The organism is Phycisphaeraceae bacterium (assembly GCA_020851465.1).
GTDB lineage: Bacteria > Planctomycetota > Phycisphaerae > Phycisphaerales > Phycisphaeraceae > JADZCR01.
In genome coordinates this window covers 100858-123328 of record JADZCR010000008.1, presented here as the reverse complement: position 1 = coordinate 123328, position 22471 = coordinate 100858, and the positions used below count along the sequence as shown (strand labels likewise).

Genomic DNA, 22471 nt, shown 5'->3' with positions numbered 1-22471 from the left:
TCACAACATCACAAGCTCGCAGCCGCGTACCGCGTCAATAGATTCACCTTCACACCGCTCGACAGATGTTCCGCATCCGGGTCAGTCTCCATCAGGTCAAGCAGAGTCATGTTTTCGAGGAAGGACTGGATGCGATGATTCAGCCGCCGAATCGGCCCTCTGATCCCGCAGCCGCATACCTGACATTCCTGCCCCAGCACGGTCAGATCATCCGCACATGGCGTCAGACGGCTCGGTCCCTCCAGAGCAGTGATGACCTCCAGGATGGTGACATTCTCCGGGTCGTGGGCGAGGGTATATCCACCCGACTGACCACGAGTCGATGAAACGAGCTTGGCGTGGGCGAGGTCTTTGAGAATGTTCATCAGCAGAGGCAGCGGAAGATTGAACTGATCCGCTATTTTGCGGGCACTGACCGCCGGTTCGCACGCCACACGACGCTGGCCAAGATAGGCCAGCGCCACCAGTGCGTAATCAGATTTGCGGGTCAGGCTCAGCATGTTCGGAAGGAACCTTTTAATTGAGAATCTATCTCACCATCGTCATTCTAGGATCAAATCGGTCCTAATTCAAGTTACGCTTCTATAAAAAGTCCAAAATCACCACAAAATGACGTAAATGAGTAGGTGAAATCGCTAGTGCTGGCGCATTGTCGCAGCCAAACTGTAGTCGGGTACGGGTACAAAATTCTCAGTGATTATTCTAGTTATCAACGATATTTTAGGACCAGCGTAGCGGTTGAGGTTATGCGCAGCACGATTGGCTGTTTGAGCCATTGCGTCCGGGGCGGTAGGATTCTCCATGTTCTCAATCTGAGGGAGTTCGTCATTGGAATCGTTGCTCAATATCGCCATCTTTCTCGGCTTCGGTCTTGGGTTTGTTCTGCTGAATCTCCTCGTGGGGAGTCTGGTTCGGCCCTCGCTACCCAACGATGAGAAAAAAGCCATCTACGAATGCGGCGAGCCGACCGTCGGGTCGAGTTGGGTGCAGTTCGATCTGCGTTTCTACATCGTTGCGCTTTTTTATCTGGTATTCGATGTTGAAGTGGCGTTGATTTATCCCTGGGCAGTTGTCTTCCGTGATTTTCCCACGGAAGCTGTGGTGCTCGGCGCGCCGTTCCTTGCGGTCATCGTTATCGGATACGCCTATGAGTGGTACAGCGGCAGCCTCGATTGGGTCCGCAGCGCGGTAAACACGTCGATCCAGTCCGCGGGTCGAGGGTCGCTCGATATGGCGGCATTGGCGCGTCGTGATCCTGAGGCGCTGGAAGATGCCCGCAGTGCCGCAGCGGTTCGATAAGAAATTACCGACGCGAGATTGCCGATTACCGATTATTAAGATCGAGCGGTGATACGTTCATCCGCCACCGGACAATCTTCAACGGCGATCAATTCATGGCCAGTCGCTTCAAAACCGTACTACTCTTCGGCGCACCAGGCTCAGGTAAGGGCACGCAGGGCAAAATTCTGGGTATGGTCCCGGGGTTCCATCACTGCTCCTGCGGCGATGTCTTTCGCTCCATCGACATCACCAGCGAACTGGGAAAAATCTTTTACGAGTATTCCTCTCGCGGCGAGCTGGTGCCTGATGAGGTTACCGTCCGCATGTGGGCGGCGAATATTCACGCTCGCAGTGTGATCGGAGATTACAAGCCCGCGAAGGATCTGTTGATTCTCGACGGCATCCCGCGTACCACTGCGCAAGCCAAATTGATGGATCAGCACATTGATGTCCAGAAAATTATCCATCTGGTTTGTACGGACCAGAATGCGATGTTCGAACGTCTTCGCCGTCGCGCTCTGAAAGAAAACCGCTTCGATGATGCCGACGAAAAAGTGATCCGTAAGCGATGGGCGGTTTATGAAGAAGAAACCTATCCGCTGCTGGGACATTATCCGTCGGAGCTGATTGTCGAAGTTAATTCCATCGGATCGCCGGCCAAAGTTCTGGCGGGCGTGCTGAACGTTGTCGCACCCATTCAGGAAATGGTGTTCAAAGGCACGTTGCACGACTGATTAACGGGCAGCAACGTCCTTGCGGGCGCACAATCACCGCGACCGGAGCATAGGTCGGTGCTCACGCCGCAAAGTGCGAATGTTTCGTCGGGTTACGCTCTGACCGACGGCAGCACGCAGGACACAACCCCAAGCTTGAGTTGTTCCTTGCTCACATCTTTTCGTTCAAAGCGCAGGAATATTCCCCACGCATTGTTCTTGTTCGATGCCAAGGCGACGATTACTTCGTGTGAGCCGGGTTTTGCTTTGATCGGCGCTGTGCCGCGATCTTCCCATGCCGGGTTATTACCCTGTGGATCGTGAAAGACTTCCTCTCCGTCGATCCAGGCCTTGACCGGGCCGTCGTAACCCAGGCAGATATCGAGCTTCATCGGTTCGGGTACTTCGAGCGTACACTTGAAGTAGGCAATGAAGTCCTGTTTCTCCAGCACAGCCGTCTGGAGGTGGATGTCGCAGAAGCGGTTTTCAAAAACATTCAACTTCCAGGGGAAGTTGGCCTGATCCGCGGGGTACTTGAGACCGTTGAGTTTTGTATCTACGCCGGAGTCCGTGGGAATGGCGATCGGAAATGCGATATTGATTCGTTCGACCATCGGCGTCACCGCGCGAGGTTCGCCGGTGGCGACCGGTCCAAACACCGGAATCAATCGTCCAGCCTCATCTTGAACATTGCAATACGTGTCGATACCCCAGCCGTGATACACGGTCTTATCACCTAGACCGCTCATCGCAAAATTGGTGTGAAGAACGACTGTATGACCCCTGAGTTCTATGTCGTAAATGATAGGCACGGGCCGGTTGTCCACGAGACTGAAGCCTGTGGGTCGTATCCCGCCGGGTACGTGTAGCGATCCGACGACATTATCAAAGTCGATCAGGACATCGACCTGTCCCGAGACAGGATTAGGTTTAATGTTGACCTTTTTCAGTGTGATCGGAGGCTTGCCCGCCTTGCTGCCGCGACGGAGCACATCCATCGCGTAAGCGAGTCTCGCGCCGAGGATGGCCATGCCGCGTCCTCCGACGTGAATCGTATCGTCGAGTTGGAGGTCATATGCCGCGACTTGCGAGACAAAAGGAGCATCTTGTGCCAGCCGGCGCTGTTGATCCTGCACGCTGTTCCACGAAGGGACATCAAATCCTATGGAGAGCAGCCGACCTAATTGCACCTGGACGAATGGCAGCTTTGGATTTCGCGCATCCTTGCGGAAAGCGGCGATAAGCTCCTTCATTCGCGGGGTGAATTGCCGTGAGGCGTCGGAATTGCAATCGCTTTCACCTTGATACCAGATGACGCCGGCAATTTTCCCGCCGTTCTTTTCCAGCCTGCGCATGGACGCGCCGTAAAGCGATGCACCGCCTTTTGACTTGAGCTTGGGATCCCACTGCGACATCGAGGTGCCGCCGTGAGCGCAGGCGATGATGCCCTGCGGCACGCGGGTGCGTCGGTACATGTCCTGAGCGAAGTGGATCGCAGGGCCAACTCCTTTGGGATTGGGAGCAGTCGCCACGGTGCGTATCCCGCCGTTATGGACAGAGTCAACAGCAGTGTTGAGTTGGTGGATCGGATCGACCGCAGTCGCCCAGTGATCATCCATGTAGAACGCGCGAACCATCGGGTCGGGTTTGGCACGATATTGAGCATTGCCGCACCCCTGCATGTTTGACTGTCCTGCCGCGATCCACACATCGCCAACGAGAACACTTTTGATCCTCTGTTTGTCAGCGACCGAGGTCTGCGCCTTAGCACCATGACCTACGACGGCAACAACCACGTCATAAGGCCCGCCCGCCGGCAGCCCGGTAAGTCTTCCTGTGATTTTTCCATTCGATGCTTTGCCCACTACTTTGCCGTCAAAGCCCTTGACCTTTTTCCCGCCTTTGGTGACGCGCACGATGACATCGCCAGCAGCCTGAGTGTCACCGGAAAATTCGGCATCGGAGACGTTTCGATTGTTGCGCTGAAGCACGATGCGATCGAGCAGTCCTGCGGTGATATTCACGGGTTACCTCGGTATTGGATAGGAAAATGAGTTCGCCGATGGTAATGAGAGAAAGGCAAAGTGCAAGTAATTCAAAATCGAATCCCCATTGTCGATGACGATGGAGAGCGTGTAGATCTGTGGACACAGGGGAAATCGGCGTGCTGCGGGGCCGATGGGTTCCGGGAGCGGGCTAGTCGAAGGTTACGACCGTACCGCCAGTAATTGCAGAATCCGTTGCGTCCAAGACAACGGCGTGGTGTCAAGATGGCGGACGCGGCGCTCGGTCGCGCGGGCGGCGACACGATCACGGATGCGGAGCAGGCGGCTGCGCGGCACCTCAGCCTCGGGCACGACAACTTTCGTCGCCAGGCCGAACAATGCGAGGAAGCGGATCGTGAGGTAGGTCATGTCCAGCTCCCACCAGCGCAGGCCGTGCGCTGCGGAGCGCTGGTATGCGTGATGGTTGTTATGCCAGCCTTCTCCGAAGGAGAGTGCCGCAACCCACCAGTTGTTCCGAGATTGATCGGTCGTCTCAAAGTTGCGGTAGCCCCAGATGTGGCTGGCGGAGTTCACCAGCCATGTGCCGTGATAGACCACCACGGTGCGCACGCAGACGCCCCAGATCACAAACGAAAAACCCAACCCGAACGGTGCTCGGTCAATCGAGTATCCGATGCCGTAGAGTATCGCTACCAAGGCAAACTGCGGCAGGAAAAAGTAATCGTCGAGCCACTTGGTGACTTTATCGCGCATCAGGTCTTTGGCAGCTTCGCGGGGCTTGAAGTCGTTATGGTCTTTGTAAAGCATCCAACCGATGTGAGCCCAGTTGAAGCCATTGTTGGGTGAGTGCGGGTCGCCGGGCAGATCAGAATCACGGTGATGCAGGCGGTGAACGCCGACCCACTTGATCGGGCCGCCTTGCCAGTTGAGCGTACCGATGACAGTCAGCACATACTCAAACCATTTGGGTGTATGGAACGAACGATGAGTCAGCAGCCGGTGGTAGCAGAGCGTGATCCCGATTCCCGCGCATAACCAGATCAGCCCCAGCGCAAGGAAAAGGGAACTCCATGTAAAGGTGAACGGCGCAGCGAGGCAGCCGACATGCAGCGCGATGAACGCAATAATGACCGCCCAATCCGGACGGCGGTGGGTGGGATCGATCGACGGGTGGAATACACCCGATTTGAATAGTTGCAACTTAAGCACTCCGTGGGCCCCGTCCTGGGGCAGTGGGGGTTCCATTTTTTTGAGGCTGGCTGGCTGTATCAACGAATCAGAGGCAGTTCTGGTTTAGTGGGGTGGATGAACTATAGCAATCAAGTAATTATCGGCAACTTCTTCAGCCGTTGCTGTGAAATTAGTTTTTCAGGGCTGACGTTATCCCGACGCCATCCGTGAACGGGTTGCATGGTGCCGTCGTAATTCATCCTACGTCTGCTTTTGTCTGGCATTGAAGCGTATGATAATCGCCTGAACTTGAACTATACGATAACGCTTGGAGTCGCCGACATGCCGATTGCTCAAGACCTTCGCCCTCTGCAAACATCCAACGCCGACTTTGAAAATCCTGCGAAACTCCGCAAGCGAATGCAGGAGGATGGCTACCTGTTTTTTCAGGGTATGGGACCGAAGGAAAAGATTCTTGCCGTTCGTCGCGCCATGCTGACGATTTGCGCCGAGGCTGGCTGGGTGGAAACGCGCAAGCACGATTTGATGGAAGGTAAATGGTCCGGAGCCGGCCCGTTTGGGGAAGGCGATCAGGAGTACATGACGATCTACAAGCGGATTGTGAATCATCCCGCATTCAACGCGCTGCCTGAAGACCGTTTCTACTTTGACATCATTGGAAAAATCGTCGATGGCCCGGTGATGATGCACCGCATGCACATCGGACGAGTCAGTTTCCCGCAGAACGCGGCCCAGACCACACCCGCACATCAGGATTGGCAGTACATTCGCGGAACTCCCGACACTTACACCATCTGGTCGCCCATCGGTGATGTTCCCATCGAAGTTGGAGGCGTCAAGGTTTTACGTGGATCGCACAAACGCGGATTCCTTGAACACTCGCTCAACAAGGAACACAAGTTCGCGGGCATGGGGCTGCTCCCGTCCGACCTCGATAACACCGGGGGAGATGAGTGGCATGCCTCGGCCTACCGTCTGGGAGATTGCCTGATCTTCCATAGCCACACCGTTCACGCTGCGCTGCCTAATATCACCGCCGATACGTTGCGTTTGAGCATGGATAACCGATATCAGAAGCAGGGCGACGAATTTGGATCAGCCGCCACCCGGACACACCACGATCTATGAAATGGCATCATCCGAATGATGTAGTTGAGGTTGATGCGCCAGCGTACAGCGATCCAGAAGCGCCAGTCTTGTCTCGCGCCAAGTCGATCGTCCCCGACGCGGTGCGCAGTTTGTCCATACCTCTGTTTCTGACGCTGTGTATAGGGATGATCTGGTTCAGTCTAGGGGATCATCCGTTGAAGAGTCCTTCCGAGGCGCGGTATGCCGTCGTCAGTATGAACATGGCGTCCGGCTCCGGCTGGCTGGTTCCGGTTTATGAAAACCATCCGCATCTGACCAAGCCGCCGCTCACCTACTGGCTTGAAGCAGCATGTATCCGCGCCTTTGGGGTCAATGAACTTGCGGTGCGTCTGCCCTCAGCCCTGGCGGGTTCCCTCACGTTGCTGTTGGTGTTTGGATTCGCGCGAAGATTACGAGGAAACCGCTTTGCTTGTCTGGCCACCGGCGTGATGGCGTTGATGCCGATGCATCTGGCTCTTGCAAGGCTGACGCTCACCGATGCACTGCTCGGCTTGTTCTGGTGGATGACGCTCATGTTCGGTTTTCTTGCCGTGCGGGAACCTGCCGACAAACGCTGGCCGGTCTTTGCGTGGCTGGGTGTGGCCTTGGGGCTGCTTACCAAGGGGCCGGTTGCATGGGTGCCGCTGGCTCTGCTGCTGATCTGGCTCGGCTTGGCGGGACGGTGGCGCGATATGCGAGCTTTGCGGATCCCGCTGGGGTTTACGCTTTCTCTCATTCCACTCGTACTGTGGGCGGGGCTTGTGTGGCATCTCGATCCTGCTGCCATTCAGATCTGGCAGCACGAAATGGTCGATCGGGCGCGCGGTCGAGGTGATCACAACGAACCGATCTACTACTTCATCCCGATCCTCGCGGGAGGACTCTTCCCCGCCACCATGTTGATGAATCTTCCGGGAATCAATTTTCCCTGGTCGCGGGCGCGGGAGATGGCGCGCCGTGCGGAGCCATCCGTGCTCTGGGTACTGTCGGTGATCGTTCCTTTTGTGATGTTCTCGCTGATCCGCGGAAAGCTGCCGAGTTATCTGCTGCCGCTTTGCCCGCCTATGGCACTCTTGGCAGCGGGCACGCTTCAACGCTGGCTGGAACGCGAAGACGAAACACCTCATCCAAACATCCGTCTGCCCTGGGTCGTCGAGCCGTTCACCGTCATCGCAGCGATCGGATTCCTCGTCGGGATCATCATCATGAGTTGGCGTTTTGGTCCTCTGTTCGCCTTGCTGTTGTGGCCGCTGGGTTGCGTGGTTGCGGTTGGTATCTGGGCTTGGCGGAACGCCCGCCGTCGTCCGCAGACACGTGCCCCCGCGATGATCGCCATATTCATCGTGCTTGCCTGCTGCTGGATGTGGGGCTTTGAAATCGAAGACTCCATCACCGCATCGCACGAATACGATCGACTGGTCACCAGCCTGGAAAATCATCTGGGACAATCGCGTCCACTGGAGTTAGCTTTTGTACAGACCCGTGACGCTTCGCTGGAGTTTTACAACCGCGCATCGGTTCCGAGGTTGACAACTGATGAGTTTCCCGCATGGCTCGCAGCACACCCGCACGGGGTTGTTATTACGACCGCTTCGGGTTGGGAAACTCAGATGCAGAAATGGCCCCAAGCCGCTCAAAAGGTGGAACCGCTGTTACTCTGGAAACGCCAGCCGCTGCTCGAGGACTGGGTCGTGCTGTCCGGCAAATAAAACCTGCAGCTAGACCTCCAGTAACCGTGAAATCCAGATATTTCGCGGATCAGATATCACGTTTAAGCGGTGCTCTTTTCCAATCCTTGCCCCTGTTTGTCGTCGCATGAATAGCCCTGCGAATCCCGCCGATAATGTTGGAGGCGCGGTTCGGAGGCACCATCATGCTCATGCAACACCGAGACGTATTTATCTGGATTCCCGACCCGCAGGCAGAGTCAAGGGATCGCGTCCTGATTCAAGGACTGATCGTCGAGTGCGACAGCGAGTCATTTGTTGCGCAGTTTGACGAGCCGCTCGCAGTCGAAGTCGGTGCGAATGCTTTTGCCCACGCCCAGACGAATCGGCAGTTCCTTCAGCAGGCAGTCGTAGTGCAGGCGATTCTGCCCTGTCAGGAAGGTCAAAAACCGCTGGTTGCGTTCACCTGCACGGGTGAGCCGATCTCCGCAGAGAACCGCGAGTCGTTGCGCGTGTCTGTTGGGACAACAAAGATTCCAGCCCGCGTCGCAGGCGACGGCATGTGCCAATTAGTCGATGTCAGCGCAACAGGCTTTGGGGTTTTATCCGCGAGCGATTTTCATGTCGGCGATACGCTTGAGGTCGAGCTTGAATATCGAGAGATCGCCTGCGCCGGCAAGGCACGGGTTCAGAACATGATGGAAACCGGCAGCCGCATGAAACGCTATGGCTTTCATGCTGTCGAAGCTCCTCGCGGACATGGGCAGAATGGCTTACAGGCGGGGCTGGGATTGATCGCCGCCGCGATTCAGAAAGATCAACTCCGTCGGCTGGCCGGCGCATAAGCGGTGATGTGGCGGCGTTGGGCAACCTCTCAAGCAGTAATCGTGCTCACACTGGCGAGCTGCACGTATTTACTGCTCCAGATCCGCGGAATCTTTTGTAGTTACTGGAGTGTGTTACGCGGTCGGTCGGAGTGCTCTCATCCACGAGCAGACAGACGGCGCAAAGCACGCTGACGAACCGGATTGAATCCCAGCACGGCGAGCAGCTTCACCCAGGTAGGCTCGGTGGAGGATGCGAGGATGGCAAGGGTCTGCTTATGGCGGCGGGTCTGCGAGCGATCCGCGGTGATCACATCAATGCTGCGGTAGGAGGTCAGGTGAGTTGTGTTTGAGAGGGTGGTCATGGGTGTGAGTCCTGATGTGTCGTTAAGGTGAATCGATCTTTCTTTCTGATTCCCAGACGGGCGAGGTCAGGGGAGAGGTCTGACCCCGCCGGTTACCGAACTCGTTTCTCAGACACCGGTGGAGAGAACCGGTTCACTTTAAGTGCCGCTCGCGGTGGCGACCAGGAACGGCAGGTTTGTCCAACAAGGACAAAGGAGAGAGAGCAAAAGGAGAGAGTTAGCACTGCAAAGTCGTTATTCAGATGTCAGGTTTCGGGTCGTGATTCGTCAGTCTTATCGAGGTCGCTTGGAGCGAATCAGGCTGCAGCAAAGTGCTGTTGCTTGTATCGCTTTCGGTTAGGTCGTATGAGTGCCAGGGCGATGGTTGTTCCTGCCATGACCGCGAAGCTGGAGGGTTCAGGGACGATCAGCAGGTTGGCTCCGCCGATCCAGCCTTGGCCGGGACCGAGGATGAAGTCGTACTGGAAAGCGAAGGCCAGGTTCGCAGGCAGCCCGCCATTGGTCGTCATGTTGTCAGAGAGAGTCGTAGCGGAGCCGTTGTTCAAGCTCGACAGAATGTTGCCCGCACCGGCGTTCTTCGAGATGGAGAAGTGGTCCGGGTCGGTCAGAGTCGTGGTCTGTGAATCCGAGTCACGTCGTGCATACGACTCGTAGTTTCCGTTAGGGGGATCCAGAGCAGGGTTGAAGTCACCGTCGTTATCCCACTGCCTGACCGTTGAGCCGTCGGAGTTGAGGAATTGCCCCAGGTCGGGGTGGATGTTGTTTTCCTCAGCATTGTTGTAGGCATAACCGAGGGTCAGGTCCGAGTAGTCGAAAATGTGGAAGTTCAGGTTTGATCCCGTCAAGCTGATGACGGAGATCGTTCTGCTGACGCCGACGGTGTGTGAGTACTGCGGGCCGCCGATGAGATCGTACTGAATCATGATCTGGAATCGCGGGTTAGCCCCGTTTTCCTGGTAGGTAATTTCGAGCCGATCGTTGGCGGTATCAACGCTGGGGTTGGTGTCGTAGGCGAAGGTGGAGACGCGGGTCAGATTGGCGTCATTGACCTGACGTTCCGGGCCGTTGCCGACGCGATACCAGAACCACTGTTGATTCACGTCATGGAGCGGAGGCGAAACCGGCTGGCCGAGAATGTACTGCGAGCGCTGGAGGTCGTAGAGCCCGATGGGTGCGGCAACGCTGGGCTGGTAGTCACTCGGCGTCATCGCGGTGCCGTCGAGATTGAAGTAGGCCTTGGACGCCTTATCGCTGAGCACGATGGCCGCGGCGTTGGCTTTGTTATTGGTGCCGACCATCAGCGAGAGCATGAAAGCCATGAAGATCATGCCAGCCATACCCAGGCGGGAAATTCCCGTTTGCAGACGGGAGCTGCGACGGCTGGTTGCGGTCGAGCGTTCGGAATCGGTAATGCCAGGTTCGATGGCGGGCGTGGTGGCGAGGGAGTAGATCGCCTCCTCAAGACGGCTGACGTCAGCCGCGTGCGGCAAGTACATCGTGACGCCGGCACATCGGCTGACCTGCTCGATGATTTCGTGGTGGTGAGTCGCTGCCGCCACGATACGGATGCCCGGGCGGAGCACGCGGAGAGATTCGATGAGAGACATCGTCTGCTCAATCAGCGCATTGCTGAGTTGAACAACGACGACCTTCGGGCCGCGGGTCACGACCTCGCGCAGCAGCGTCTTGATCGCCGCGCCGCTGACCAGAGGCCAGCTATTACGCTCGGCCGCGTCAGTCAGCCCTTCGCTGATCATTTCGCCAGGAGCCACCATCATCACATCTGTTTGGGTCGCGATAGCCATGACAACTCTCCTAAGTTTGTCTCTCACCTCTCCGTGAGGACGCATGTGTAAAAGCATGGCCCGTGCCAGGCCGAAGGCGCGTCCGAAAAGAGATCGGTAAGTCATGGCCACAACTAGAGTTCAAAAATATTTCGAGAAATAAAAAATGTCTTACGACGCGACAAAAGACAGGCTTATTTCATAACCAACTGCGATTTTCATCGATATAAGAATTGAAATTACAAATATTTGCAAAAATATGGCTTATTCTGCGGGTGAGTGTTGTCGTAAACCCTATTTACACAATGTGTTACGATAAAACTTTCGTATCAAAATGCGACCAAATTCTAGTCGTATAATGCACCACTTATGCGTCATTCATCGCTTTTGGCCTCAATAACACGGGTCAGCCATTTCCGATAACTCGTCGGAATGCCGTACTCATTCGCGATGTCTCAAATGATTCGCATTGCAGCGCAGTCTGGATGCCTATCTGTCCGCAGCAGACGCGAGCTTTGCAGCTACCATCAAGAAACCATGGACCTCACTGACGCCCGACAGCTCGCGGTCGAACTGATGCGGCAGCATGGTCTGAGTGGATGGATGTTTTGCTTCGATCACGCCAGACGTCGCTTTGGTTCCTGCAAGCCGGGACGAAAACAGATCACGCTTTCACGGCATCTGACTTTCCTTAACTCTCCGGAGCAGGTCCGCGATACGCTCCTTCATGAGATCGCCCACGCCTTGACGCCAGGCGATGGTCACGGCAGCCGATGGAAAGCCAAGTGTCGTGAGATCGGTGCCAATCCCAAGCGGTGCTACGACGATACGGAAGTGGTTTCGCCCCCGCGACGTTTAGGGGCTTACGTCGTCAGTTGCACGACGTGCGGCTGGTCGGTGTCCCGTCACCGGGCTTCAGCGCGGAAACTGATTTGTCGAAAGTGCAGAAACCCGGTAAAGGTTCAAGCACGCATTCTTCAAAGATAGAAGATGCGTCATCTCACCGCAGCAATCCGTTTATTGTCGGGATTTAAGTATTTCCGCAATTTCTGAATGGCCATTGTGCTTAGCCCAATCCCCTGGTGTTCCTTGAAACTGGGAATCACGCAGCGATGGGTCCGCTCCGCGTGAGAGTAGTTCGTTTACCAACGAGCGGTGGCCGTACCAGGCAGCCTGGTGCAGTAATGTCGGAGCATAAGGATGTGGCAGCCTGGCGTTCACATCTAGCCCGCTGTCCAGAAGCAGATGGATGGCTACAACCTGTCCGTAAGTGGCTGCTGCCTGGGCTGCCGTGAGGCGAGCGGCCTCTGTGGGTTGTTGTGACAACAGGTGTTTAAGCTCGACAATCTGACCCAAAGCGGCGGCGGATAACAGGGTGAGCCTTGCTCCAAGCCGTAGTAGCACGTTTGCTGCGATTGTCTCGTGCTGACTGATGGCAGCGTCCATACCCTCATCAGGAATAGCACCGTTTTTGACAAGCAATTCAATGAGTGGAATTTGAAGCCCCTGTTCTCTGAGGATCGAACAGGACGCCATCAACGCCAGTGTTGAACTGCCTTGATTGTCCTCGGTGGTCGCTGAGACATCAGCTCCTGCGTTGATTATCGCTTGAGCAATATCACAGATATTCGACGGTACCTTTCTGGAACCTCGATGTGGGTTTTGTGCAATGAAGTGCAGGAGAGTGGGATGGCGAAAGTAGGGGCCAGCATACCAGCCCTCCTCTTCGGCACGCATACGCACCAATTCCGGCCGCTGGCGAAGAAGTACCTTCAGTCCGGTTTCATCGCCCGAATCGATAGCGTTTACTGCGGCTCGAAAATCGGGATCCAGAATCCTCACGTCACTGAGCAGCGTGATTATCGTGTCTTTGTCCTTGGCTGCCCCTTCACGTGCTCGGTCTATCGCGAGTTTGCCGTGTCCATCGGCGATCCAATTACGAGCACCATGACAGAGCAATAATTCCACGACTGCTACCGGTCCAGTTTCCGCAGCTCGGCAGAGAAGCGCATCTCCATCGGCTCCACGTTGATTGGGATCGGCACCAGCTTCGAGGAGCAAGGACACGACTTGCGGACGTGCTCGTTGCCATGATTCACGCTTCGGATCAGCGGAGATGACCCCATACTCCAATGGAGTAACCGGTTGGACGAGTCGTTCTCCATTTGACAGACGGAAGGTCGCAGCAATTTTTGTATCAATCTTCCGTCCGAGTCGTTTGATCAGATGTTGCAGCGTTGAATCATCATCCTGATTGGTCGCAATGAGATGAAATATGGGTGTTTGTCCGCCTATGCCATCGATCACTTCAGCCCGCGCATTAATGTCCGCGCCGCAGTCCAGCAGCAGGTCGAGGCATTCGATTTCATTGAACTCAATGGCACAGTGCAGCAGGGTGCCGCCAGCCAGCAGCATGTTCCCATAGGGCATGTCGTGGAAGGTCTGTTGCGTCAGAGAAGGGGCCGCGTCGATGAGTCTTCTTAACTCATTCGCGTCTCCACGATGGATCGCCAGTAATGCCGGTGTAATCTCGGAAGGTATGAAAGCTCCAGACTGCAGCAGCAGGTCGATCATCCGGTGTTTGGTGGTGTTGTTGCCGCGAGCATAGGTACCCAATACGTATGACAAGGCACACTGCTTGCCGTACTTGGTGTTGACAGGCGGAAATGACACATCGCAACCCGCTTCGATCAGCCAGGTCAAGCCTTCAAGTGAGAGGCACTCACCGCAGCCGAAAACGATGGGGCCGTAGTTACTGCCGTACTGACCGTCCGGGTCGGCACCGTATTCCAGGAGCAGATCGAAAATTTGTTTACGGACCTCCAGCACGCTTGGAGCGTCGCCGCCATACCAGGCTGCATGTGCGAGGCCTGCATCAAGATCATGCGGTGTAAATTCACCTGACTTCAGAATACGACGCACCGCATCGAGATCGCGTTGGCGTACCACGGTCGGCAATGGCTCAAATCGTGAGTTCCCATCGCCGATCAGTGTGGTTGCGTTACGACCCATATTCTCAACCATGTGCATCAGCTCGGCCCAATTTCGGCATCCGTACTCGGTGGCCAGCTTCTGTTGAGCTTCGCTGAGTTGTAAGCCTTCCGACTTACTGCGACGTTTGGCTTGTTTGCGAAGATGTTCAGCGGAAGGATTGACCGGAAGGCGTTTCCTCCCGTGCAGATGGCGGGAGGAATGCGGCGAATTGGAGTCGGCCATAGTGAACCCTTTCCCTGGTTCCCGGTGTCCGCAGATTCGGGTTGGAAAATGGTTCGGATGTTCAATCGCAATGCATACGGTGGGTTAAACCCTTCCCGCGGACGGGTCGCGCCCTGAGCACGATCCAATCAAACTAACTTACAAACAACAGAGGTCAAGCCATAACCGACTATCTCTGCGAGATCACGCAGCGGGGTTAGTCAGGGTACGGTTGGGCGGGATTAGTTTTTTTACGATCACGATGAAGATGCCGGTACAGACGAGGTTCAACGCCAGGCTCAGTACCGCGACGGTCAGCGACACTCCGCCGATGCCGTAGCCGATTGAAATGGCGAGTACGCCCGCGCCCACTTCGCCGCGGGGGAACATCGCCACGGATAGAGCCAACCGTTCGCGCAGCGATGCTTGCCTGCGATAACACAACGCGGGAAACATCTTGCCGATGTTTGAAATCAGTGTGACGGCCAGCACGTGAATCGCAACCATGCTCCAGCCGGGAAAGGGTTCATGCGCGGTAACGGTGTCCGGCACTGCCGCTGCAGCATGACTGTCTGTGGTTGCCGTGGTGATAGCGGGCATGGAGAGGCCGACGAACACCATGAAAAGCGCAGAGATAATCGTTGAAACTTGCTGTTCGCGTGCGGTTTCCGGGCCTTCTTCATGTCCTTCGAGCGCATCATCCTGATGCGGGTCAGCTCCGCGCGGTCGGGCCATCATGCAGCCGAGCGCAAAAGCGGGCAGCAATACTTCCATGTGGATCGTTACCTGTTTGTCGATTCGCTCACTGAGCAGCAGGACGCTTTCGCAGGCGAGTGTGATCGCTGCAGCGTAGCCAAAGACCCACGGCCAGGAGATAGGGATCATCCATGCGTGCAGGTAGCGCCAGGCCAGCCAGAGCAGAACCACGATAATCAGTACGACGATCCCAAGCTGCCAGCGGATGCCGACCATGAGCATCTGAAGGGGGATCATGAAGAGCACAGTGTCCAGATCGTCGAAGATCGCCAGCACGCGCGCCTTTTGGAAAACCCATGTGGCCGCCAGTCCTGCCGCCGCGAGCATGGAAAAGAGCACACCCGCCGAAGTGGGGGAGGCGAACCGTGCCTCCAGAAGCGATTCCTTCCACAACTCGCCGCTGTTCCATAGCTCCGCGGGCGCCAGGACGTAAATGAAATAGAGCGTGCAGAAGATCCACGGAAACGCCGCCGCAGTTGCCGCTACAAAGTAGTCCCATGCGTAGGGGCGGAGGTTTCGCTTGTCGATTTCAAACTCATAGCCGACATGAATCATGATGAATGCGAGGCAGAACATCGTGGCGAGCTTGATCGGCAGATTCGCGGCACTGTAGGCATCACCGAAAATTCCGGGCAGTAGCTGCGAGGCGATGAGACCCAGCACGAGCAGCGCGGAATAGAGCAAGACTTTTTTCATGCGGCCGAATGATAAGGCTTCGGATCATTCCTGTGGGGATGTGCCGAGATACCGATAACCAGAATGCAACGTGTTATCGGCTTATCGGGAATGAATCCAAATCGATAATGCCGATTCTTAATCGCATGTCTCAATACGTACACATCGACTCGAACGTCAATATTCTCCACGGCGAGGAAGCCCGTCAGCGGCTTGCCCAGGAAAATGACCGGGCTTATCTCACCAATGGCCGCGGCGTCACGCGCGTGGACCATACTCGCTGGAAAAAGGCGCAGCAGGCAGAGCACACACACTGGTTTCACCACAGCATCACCGCCGACAGCGATCGCAACGAAGGACATTTCGAGGGATTTAACGGCTATCGTGCGCTGCGTGGCCGGCAGTTTGAGAACGCCATCGAGCTGGGCTGCGGACCATTTACCAACATGCGACTGATTGCCGACGTTTGCCGTGTCAAGCAGACAACGCTGCTCGATCCGCTGATAGCCCGCTACCTGAGCCATCCGCACTGCGGTTATGACCAGAACGCCCTGCGTCTGCAATATTCCGCGTGGCTGCATGTGCCGCAGTTTCTGCGCAAGCCGATCGATTCTTTTCGCTGGTGGCGTCGCTATCCGAATTGGCACCGCCGGCTGACCAGCGGGCATACTTTGCCTATTAAGCGGATGATCGACTCCGCCATCGAAGCGATGCCGACGGACGATCGCTACGACCTGGTGGTGATTATCAACGTCATCGAGCATTGTTACGACATTGAAGCGGTTTTTGAAAGGATTCTCACCACGACCCAGGTTGGCGGATACCTGGTCTTTCAGGATCGCTTGTACACGCATGACGAGGTCGCCAGCAAGGTGGATCACCACTACGACGCAGCCCATCCGCTGCGGATCGATGGTGATTTACTGCGATATTTCCTGGCCGCAAACTTCGAACCGCAGTTTGAACGCGAACGCACCGAAGCGATTCTCCAGCGCGATGAGAATGGAAAATATCAGCAAGTCGGCAGCGAGGACGTGATTTACTTCATTGGGCGCCGCAAACCGCGAACCGTTCGGTTTGAGCCTAAACAGAACGCATGATGCCAGGGGCATTGCAGGCTGATGCGGGTAAGACGCGGAGCCGGCTACTCATTCGATGAGGCTCTCGATTCAGTAGCAGGTGCTGGCGCACTTCCGGTTTCCGGAACTTTGAGTGGATTAAGCCCTTCGTTGGATGAGGAGTCGTTCATCGTCTCGTTGGTTACGATGACCTCGACCCGCTGATTACGCCTCTGACCGCTGCGATCATAGACGAGCGGCTTGAGTCGCTCGTTGTCACCCGCAGCGATGAGACGCATCTGCTTCCAATCCAGCCCCGCCTCCGCTAATGCTTTGGCGACGGTCATCGTTCGTTCAAACGACAGAGACATCGCGCGATCCGGTGCCTGAAACGCCTCTGCTGCACTGACATGGCCGCGAATTTCGATCACCAGCCGCAATCCCCTCATGTGACTGGCGATGTCTGCCAGTGTTGCCTCGGCGGAGCTTGTCAGCGTGGTTGATCCATCCTCAAACGGCACCGCGCCGGAGAGCTGGTGGTAATCACCCGGACGGATGGATGAGAGGTCCGCATCATCACCGCGCGGGCCGGGCTCCTGAATTTCCGTTGCACCCTTGCGTTCGAGCAACCGCTGGATGAGCGGGAGATCGGAAGGGTTCATGGAGTTGAGATTGACGGGATTATTAAAAGCCTCGCGCACCGCGATGGAGAGGTCGATAGCATCGGGTTGGCCGGCTCCGCCGCCTGCCGCACCGCCTCCGCCGCCGGTCTCAGCGGGTTTCATGTTCATCGCCAGCATGATGACAAAGAAGCCCATCATCAGCGTCACGTTGTCAGCAAACGAGATCAGCCATTCGGGAGCGCCTTCGTGCTCCTCGTGACCGCCGCCGCCATGCCCGCCCCCGTGGCCGCCGCTGTGAGCGTGGCCGCCTTTTTTCTTGTCGTGATGTTCGTCGTGCTTTTCAGCCATGATTCGACGTTCAAGGTTTGGATTTCACCGGAACTGCGTCATCCTGCGTGAAAACAGGATGGCTCGATCTTCGCTCCTTACGCCGCAGCCTTGAGCTGTGAGCGGCCGGACATCGGGATAAACGCGGTCATCTTTTCGAGGGTCAGCCGGGGATTGTCACCCGCCTGGAGCGACATCACGCCCTGGAGCACCATCTCACGATTGAGGATTTCCTCGGCGGAGCGCATTCCGAGTTTGTCCCCAATGGGACCGCAGATGGCGTTAGCGACGACTGTGCCGTACATCGTCGCGCAAACGGCGATCGCCAGCGACTTACCCATCGAGCCGATCGAGCCGCCTTCGAGGTTGCCGAACATACCGATCTGACCGACGAGCGTTCCTACCAGCCCGTAGCCGGGGCCGTAGAGCTTGATGAGGTCGAAGAATTTTTTGCCTGCCTTGTGTCGCTCCTGCATGGCGAGGATTTCAATACGGAGGGTGGACTCGATTGCGGCGGGGTCCATGCCGTCGATCGCCATGCGCAGACCTTTGACGAGGAACGGGTCGGTGTCTTTGATTCTGGCAACGTCGGATTCGAGGGCGAGGATGCCGTCACGGCGTGCCTTTTCCGCCAGGTCGGTCATGATCTGCACGACCTCGACCGCACTGCGACCTTTCTGAAACAGGAACGACTTGAACCAGCCGCCGACGGACTTGAGCTTGCTCATCGGCATGGCCATGAAGCAGACGGAGACTGAACCTCCGCCGACCATGAGAAGTCCTTCGAGCGAATAGAACATCATGAAGTTGCCGTGGGACGACTCGTAAAAGACGATCCCAAGACACGTCAATCCAATAAAGAGCCCGATGGCACTGGCCTTGTCCATTTCCCGTCTCCTGGATCCGCCCGTCGCTCGGCGCGGAGCCTGCGCGAGGACACTTTCACTCCGTTTTCATCGGAGCGTTAGGCGGGACACTTAATGGCATAGGTGGGGCGGACAAGCGGGAAACCGCCGCGAAACGGTTATCGTTGAAATGGTCGGATCAGAGTTTTTCCAGCTTCGTCAAGCAGTGGTCAATAATTCTCGATTTCAGGCATTATTTTCGCGTTTCATTCATCAAGTCGCTCAATGATTTACCCGATACTCGCACTGTGCGACCGCCAACGAATCCAGTGACGTTTATTGCCGACGCACCTAAGAAGCAGGACAACCGTATCCGTGGCCGGCTGCGGGTCGAACTACTCAAGTGCAAGCTCGGTGATGTACAGGACCTTTCCAGCACCGGCATGCGCGTGCGCCGCCGCGGCCGACTCATGGTTAAGAAGGGTGAAGTTCACGAGGTCACGCTCACCTCACTGGTCGGCAAACAGACTGTGCAGGCGCGTGTGATGTGGATCAAACGAGTCGGCTTCTTCAAACACGATCTCGGATTGAAGTTTGAGGGGCTGACCCCGGAGATCGAAAAAGGCATCACCGCAATTGCTCGGATTTCCGTGGACGCCCGTTTCATCTATGGCGATCATCGCGTCGGCGATCTCAATACCTGATCTCCGATTTCGCGCTCAAAGCCGTTTCACTCAAAGGAGCAGATGTACTCGGCGATGCCGCTCTCGACGGCAATCTCGAAGTACGACTTCCCCGGAACATGGAAGGATGTGCCCGCCGGATAGGTCGTCCAGTCTTTCTGCCCTGCGAGTTTCACCCGCGCCGAACCGGCTGTCATCTCCATCTTCTCCGGCGCGTCTGTGTTGAACTTGAACGTACCCGGATAGATCAGCCCCAGCGTCTTCTTTTTTCCACCGATGTGGACGGAGTGGCTGACAACCTTGCCGTCGAAATAAATATTGGCCTTGCATGTCACGGACACGTTATCGAGCTTTTGAGGGATGGCATCAGCCAAGGGAATGCTCCTGAGGTTTTGAGCAGCGCATTAAAACAACGATCTCTGCAGCGGGCAACCTTAGTCGCTCGCTGCTGTGTGCCTGTCGCTGCTGTGGAGGCCGATCAAAGCTCTGTTTCCACCGCGTAAAGCTGATGGACTTTCGAGCCGCCGATCTTGTCGGCATAGATGAGCCACCGGCCGTCCGCCGAGAAATTGCAATCGACGCCCTGGCCTCGGAACGGCACGTAATCCGTGTGGATCGTGGCGAGCGGGATCAGGTCGAGCTTTGTATTGCGCCAGTCAAAGGCAGCCGCATAGACGTAGCTGTGGTCATGAGTGCCTTCACCACTGACGAAGCGCCCGTCGGGTGACATGTACAGGTGCGAGTGGTAGCAGTTGATCGGATCGGACAGAAAAACCTCGCGTCCGCTCAGATCGGAAATTCCAAGTCGCGTCTGTGCCATCGCATACTCCGCCCAGTGGTGCGTGAGCACCGTTGGGTCCTGACGTCGATCCTGATACGTGTAACCGATGTAGTTAGGATCAGCCCACCAGAACTCATGGGTGACCATCTCGCCGCGTTCCTGTGGTCGAATGGCGTGCAGATCGCTGCCGTCGATGCGCACGGTCCAGATTCGCTGTCCTTGTGTTTCGATCATGTCGCGGCAAAAGCGGATCAGTCCCGGATCAGCCGGTGACGTGTCGATGTGCAGGGGGCAATGTCCTTCGCTCTCGAAAATCTTGTTCGCCTGTCCGGTTTCGACATGGAAGGACCAGATCGCGCCTTTCCGGGGACGGCTGAAATAATGGTTGATCGACTGGACGTCCTTGGTGGTCGGGATCGGGTATGCCTTCAAGTCCTGATGCGACTCGCGGAGTATCACGTGCTTGCCGTCGATCGTGATGTCTTCGACTTCGCCGGGAACATCATCAGGAATGGCGGCGACAAGCCGCGGCTCCGTCACGGCGGCACTCGTGAGATTGATCGACCAGAGTTCACGGCTGTATCGGCGGTCCGATCGGTTCTTGCTCGTGTCCGCTGCCGTGCGGATAAACCAGATGTGCCCGTCGATCTCCCGCACTTTCAGTGCATGAAAGGTATGAGGAATTCGGACAACCTCACCGCTCTCAGGATCGAGAATGATCACATTGCCCTGAGCGTGCTTGGCGTAGGCGAGCATCTTCCCGCCCGGAAGCTGCTTGAAGTACCGGAAGTAGCTCAGGTGCGCACCGTGCTCCATGTCGGTGAGCTGACGAATCTCACGGCCGGTGTTTTCGTCAGTGAAAGTTCGAATGGTGTTGGTGACAAGCATGTTGGTCGGAGGTTCCAATGTCAGAGCGGTCACAGCATGTTTCCTTTAGTTAATCGGCAAAACAGTCAAGAAAGTCCGTAATCTCAGCGATTTCGTCTTGTTTTTAAGTATTCGCCTGGGGGGGGTGAAAAGGGTTGTCATAGATCCACACCTACAGCACAAAGCTGAATCGTGCCGTCCTGTACCGTGTCGGAGTAGAGCAGCCACCTGCCGTCAGCCGAGAAGTCGCAGTTCACATGCTGGCCGGCGAAGGGTGTGTAAGGTGTGTGGATCGTCGCCAGCGGTACGTAGTTGATTTGGGGATTTTTCCAATCAAATCTCGCCGCGTAAACGAAGCTGCCGTGCTCTGTCCCTGATCCGCTCACGAGTTGACCGTTGAATGAGCAATACAGGTGCGTGTGGTAGTGGTTGACGGGGTCGGAGAGATAAACCTGCCTGCCGGTTAAGTCTGCAATACCCAGCCGTGTTTGTGAGTTTGAGTATTCCGCCCAGGGCAGGTCGCGCGCGGTCGGATCGTTACGCCGGTCCTGGTAGGTAAAGCCAATATGTTTTCCGCCGGACCACCAGAACTCGTGAGTCACCAGTTCACCGGAGCTTTGCGGACGGATTTTTCGCAGCTCGCTGCCATCAGTCCGCACGGACCAGATTCGCTGGTCATAAGCCTCGAAGCGATCAATGGCGAATCGCACGAGCGTCGGATCGATCGGGCTGGTATCAACGTGGAACGGACAATGATCGTCCGCTTTGTAAAGCTCGGTCGTTTTGCCGTTGTCCAGCGAGTAGGCGAGCATCCGACCGTGGCGCGGACGCTTGAAGTAATTCCAGAACACGGCGGGATCTTTGGTGTTCGGCAACGGATAAGACGCATTCTGATATTGATGCAGATCGAGCAGAATGACATTGCGGCCATCGCAAGTGATGTCGTGGACAGCTCCGGGTACCTCTGGTGGAACTTGCCCGATACACTCACACGCACCGTCGGGTAGCTTCGTGGAAAAAAGTTCCCGTGTCCGAGGGTCCAGCGTGAAAAGGACGCCATCCGAGACGCGGAGTTTAAGGTAATTGCCGTGGAGCTGGTTCAGCGGGTGCTGCTCGTTGGTGTCGGGGTGAATCAACGCAGCACTCGGAATGTAAGCAATCATCCATCCGCCGGGCAGGTGACGCGGAAGACGGAAATATCCCAGTCCCGCGTGGTCTGCCCCTGCGGTGAGCTGGCGCACGCTGCGGCCGGTTTTCTCGTCGGTCCAGGTACGGACCGCGTGGCGGTGGTGTGCGGTCGTCGAAATGGGGGTGGTGGTGGTCATGATGGTGATTGGCTCAACCTCATCTCCATCCGTCGCGCAACGGATGAGTGGTAACGCGGGGCGCGCGGTAACGCGCCCGTGAGGTTTGGCGTTTTAATCATGGTCGGGGGAGACGACTCGGGTAGGCGTGAGGCTGAGGTCTTTGGTGTTCGACCTCGTGACTCCGAAAACAGCCCGGCTTGGGCCATCTCTGGTTAATCAAAGCTAGAAGCCAACCGGGCGGGTGTCAAGATCGATTACCGCCAAATTGCTTCCGTATCTTTGCATGCCCATCGGTAGGTACTGCCAAATCCCATGAAAAACCGTGAGAGGAACCTCCAAACTCACCAGATTACCCAGGTGAATCTTTCCTTCCATGCCTCCAATGCGTCCCTGGT

Annotated in this window: 20 protein-coding genes; 8 read left to right on the top strand and 12 right to left on the bottom strand. The window is 56.3% G+C overall.

Going from position 1 to position 22471, the window contains the following annotated elements; translation table 11 throughout:
• Positions 1-8: 8 nt before the first annotated feature.
• Positions 9-500, bottom strand: a complete 492-nt coding sequence (locus IT444_10820) for an Rrf2 family transcriptional regulator (protein MCC7193262.1) — start codon at positions 498-500, stop codon at positions 9-11.
• Positions 501-828: 328 nt separating this feature from the next.
• On the opposite strand from IT444_10820, the gene IT444_10815 reads away from it, so the two are divergent.
• Positions 829-1299, top strand: a complete 471-nt coding sequence (locus IT444_10815) for an NADH-quinone oxidoreductase subunit A (protein ID MCC7193261.1) — start codon at positions 829-831, stop codon at positions 1297-1299.
• A 95-nt stretch (positions 1300-1394) separates the two neighbouring features.
• Complete coding sequence (locus IT444_10810) at positions 1395-2015, top strand: nucleoside monophosphate kinase (GenBank protein MCC7193260.1); 621 nt, start codon at positions 1395-1397, stop codon at positions 2013-2015.
• 92 nt (positions 2016-2107) lie between these two features.
• Here IT444_10810 and IT444_10805 read toward each other — a convergent pair whose 3' ends face one another.
• Both IT444_10805 and IT444_10800 read right to left on the bottom strand, forming a co-directional pair.
• Positions 2108-4018, bottom strand: coding sequence for a hypothetical protein (locus IT444_10805; protein MCC7193259.1), 1911 nt, complete (start codon positions 4016-4018; stop codon positions 2108-2110).
• A 183-nt stretch (positions 4019-4201) separates the two neighbouring features.
• Positions 4202-5200, bottom strand: coding sequence for a fatty acid desaturase (locus IT444_10800; GenBank protein ID MCC7193258.1), 999 nt, complete (start codon positions 5198-5200; stop codon positions 4202-4204).
• A gap of 279 nt (positions 5201-5479) precedes the next feature.
• On the opposite strand from IT444_10800, the gene IT444_10795 reads away from it, so the two are divergent.
• From IT444_10795 to IT444_10785, 3 genes are all read left to right on the top strand, one after another.
• Positions 5480-6319 carry a phytanoyl-CoA dioxygenase family protein gene (locus tag IT444_10795; GenBank protein MCC7193257.1) on the top strand — a complete coding sequence of 280 codons (840 nt, stop codon included), beginning with the start codon at positions 5480-5482 and terminating at the stop codon, positions 6317-6319.
• Positions 6316-8028 carry a glycosyltransferase family 39 protein gene (locus tag IT444_10790; GenBank protein MCC7193256.1) on the top strand — a complete coding sequence of 571 codons (1713 nt, stop codon included), beginning with the start codon at positions 6316-6318 and terminating at the stop codon, positions 8026-8028. Before IT444_10795 ends, IT444_10790 begins: the two co-directional genes overlap by 4 nt.
• A gap of 164 nt (positions 8029-8192) precedes the next feature.
• The gene (locus IT444_10785) at positions 8193-8831 is read left to right on the top strand and encodes a PilZ domain-containing protein (protein MCC7193255.1); all 639 of its coding nucleotides are present in this window, start codon (positions 8193-8195) and stop codon (positions 8829-8831) included.
• Between the two features lie 137 nt (positions 8832-8968).
• On the opposite strand, the gene IT444_10780 is transcribed toward IT444_10785, so the two are convergent.
• Both IT444_10780 and IT444_10775 read right to left on the bottom strand, forming a co-directional pair.
• Positions 8969-9175, bottom strand: a complete 207-nt coding sequence (locus IT444_10780) for a hypothetical protein (protein MCC7193254.1) — start codon at positions 9173-9175, stop codon at positions 8969-8971.
• A 296-nt stretch (positions 9176-9471) separates the two neighbouring features.
• Positions 9472-10980 carry a hypothetical protein gene (locus tag IT444_10775; GenBank protein ID MCC7193253.1) on the bottom strand — a complete coding sequence of 503 codons (1509 nt, stop codon included), beginning with the start codon at positions 10978-10980 and terminating at the stop codon, positions 9472-9474.
• A gap of 516 nt (positions 10981-11496) precedes the next feature.
• Between IT444_10775 and IT444_10770 the strand changes: the two genes are divergently transcribed.
• Complete coding sequence (locus IT444_10770; protein MCC7193252.1) at positions 11497-11946, top strand: SprT-like domain-containing protein; 450 nt, start codon at positions 11497-11499, stop codon at positions 11944-11946.
• Between the two features lie 30 nt (positions 11947-11976).
• On the opposite strand, the gene IT444_10765 is transcribed toward IT444_10770, so the two are convergent.
• A complete protein-coding gene (locus tag IT444_10765; GenBank protein ID MCC7193251.1) occupies positions 11977-14175 on the bottom strand; it encodes an ankyrin repeat domain-containing protein in 2199 nt (732 codons plus the stop codon).
• Positions 14176-14358: 183 nt separating this feature from the next.
• On the bottom strand, positions 14359-15606 hold the full coding sequence (locus tag IT444_10760; GenBank protein MCC7193250.1) for a hypothetical protein: 1248 nt from the start codon (positions 15604-15606) through the stop codon (positions 14359-14361).
• A gap of 125 nt (positions 15607-15731) precedes the next feature.
• Here IT444_10760 and IT444_10755 point away from each other — a divergent pair, with 125 nt between their 5' ends.
• Positions 15732-16685, top strand: coding sequence for a methyltransferase domain-containing protein (locus IT444_10755; protein ID MCC7193249.1), 954 nt, complete (start codon positions 15732-15734; stop codon positions 16683-16685).
• Between the two features lie 44 nt (positions 16686-16729).
• Here IT444_10755 and IT444_10750 read toward each other — a convergent pair whose 3' ends face one another.
• Together IT444_10750 and IT444_10745 are read right to left on the bottom strand one after the other, a co-directional pair.
• The gene (locus IT444_10750) at positions 16730-17614 is read right to left on the bottom strand and encodes an OmpA family protein (protein ID MCC7193248.1); all 885 of its coding nucleotides are present in this window, start codon (positions 17612-17614) and stop codon (positions 16730-16732) included.
• 77 nt (positions 17615-17691) lie between these two features.
• A complete protein-coding gene (locus IT444_10745; protein MCC7193247.1) occupies positions 17692-18480 on the bottom strand; it encodes a MotA/TolQ/ExbB proton channel family protein in 789 nt (262 codons plus the stop codon).
• 266 nt (positions 18481-18746) lie between these two features.
• Here IT444_10745 and IT444_10740 point away from each other — a divergent pair, with 266 nt between their 5' ends.
• Positions 18747-19142: a PilZ domain-containing protein gene (locus IT444_10740; protein ID MCC7193246.1), complete on the top strand. Its 396-nt coding sequence runs from the start codon at positions 18747-18749 to the stop codon at positions 19140-19142.
• Between the two features lie 26 nt (positions 19143-19168).
• Here the strand turns inward: IT444_10740 and IT444_10735 are convergent, their stop codons facing one another.
• The 3 genes from IT444_10735 to IT444_10725 all read right to left on the bottom strand — a co-directional run bounded on the left by IT444_10735 (position 19169) and on the right by IT444_10725 (position 22094).
• Positions 19169-19495, bottom strand: coding sequence for a pyrimidine/purine nucleoside phosphorylase (locus tag IT444_10735; GenBank protein ID MCC7193245.1), 327 nt, complete (start codon positions 19493-19495; stop codon positions 19169-19171).
• Positions 19496-19599: 104 nt separating this feature from the next.
• Positions 19600-20823, bottom strand: a complete 1224-nt coding sequence (locus IT444_10730) for a hypothetical protein (GenBank protein MCC7193244.1) — start codon at positions 20821-20823, stop codon at positions 19600-19602.
• A gap of 104 nt (positions 20824-20927) precedes the next feature.
• Positions 20928-22094: a hypothetical protein gene (locus IT444_10725; protein ID MCC7193243.1), complete on the bottom strand. Its 1167-nt coding sequence runs from the start codon at positions 22092-22094 to the stop codon at positions 20928-20930.
• Between the last annotated feature and the right edge of the window lie 377 nt (positions 22095-22471).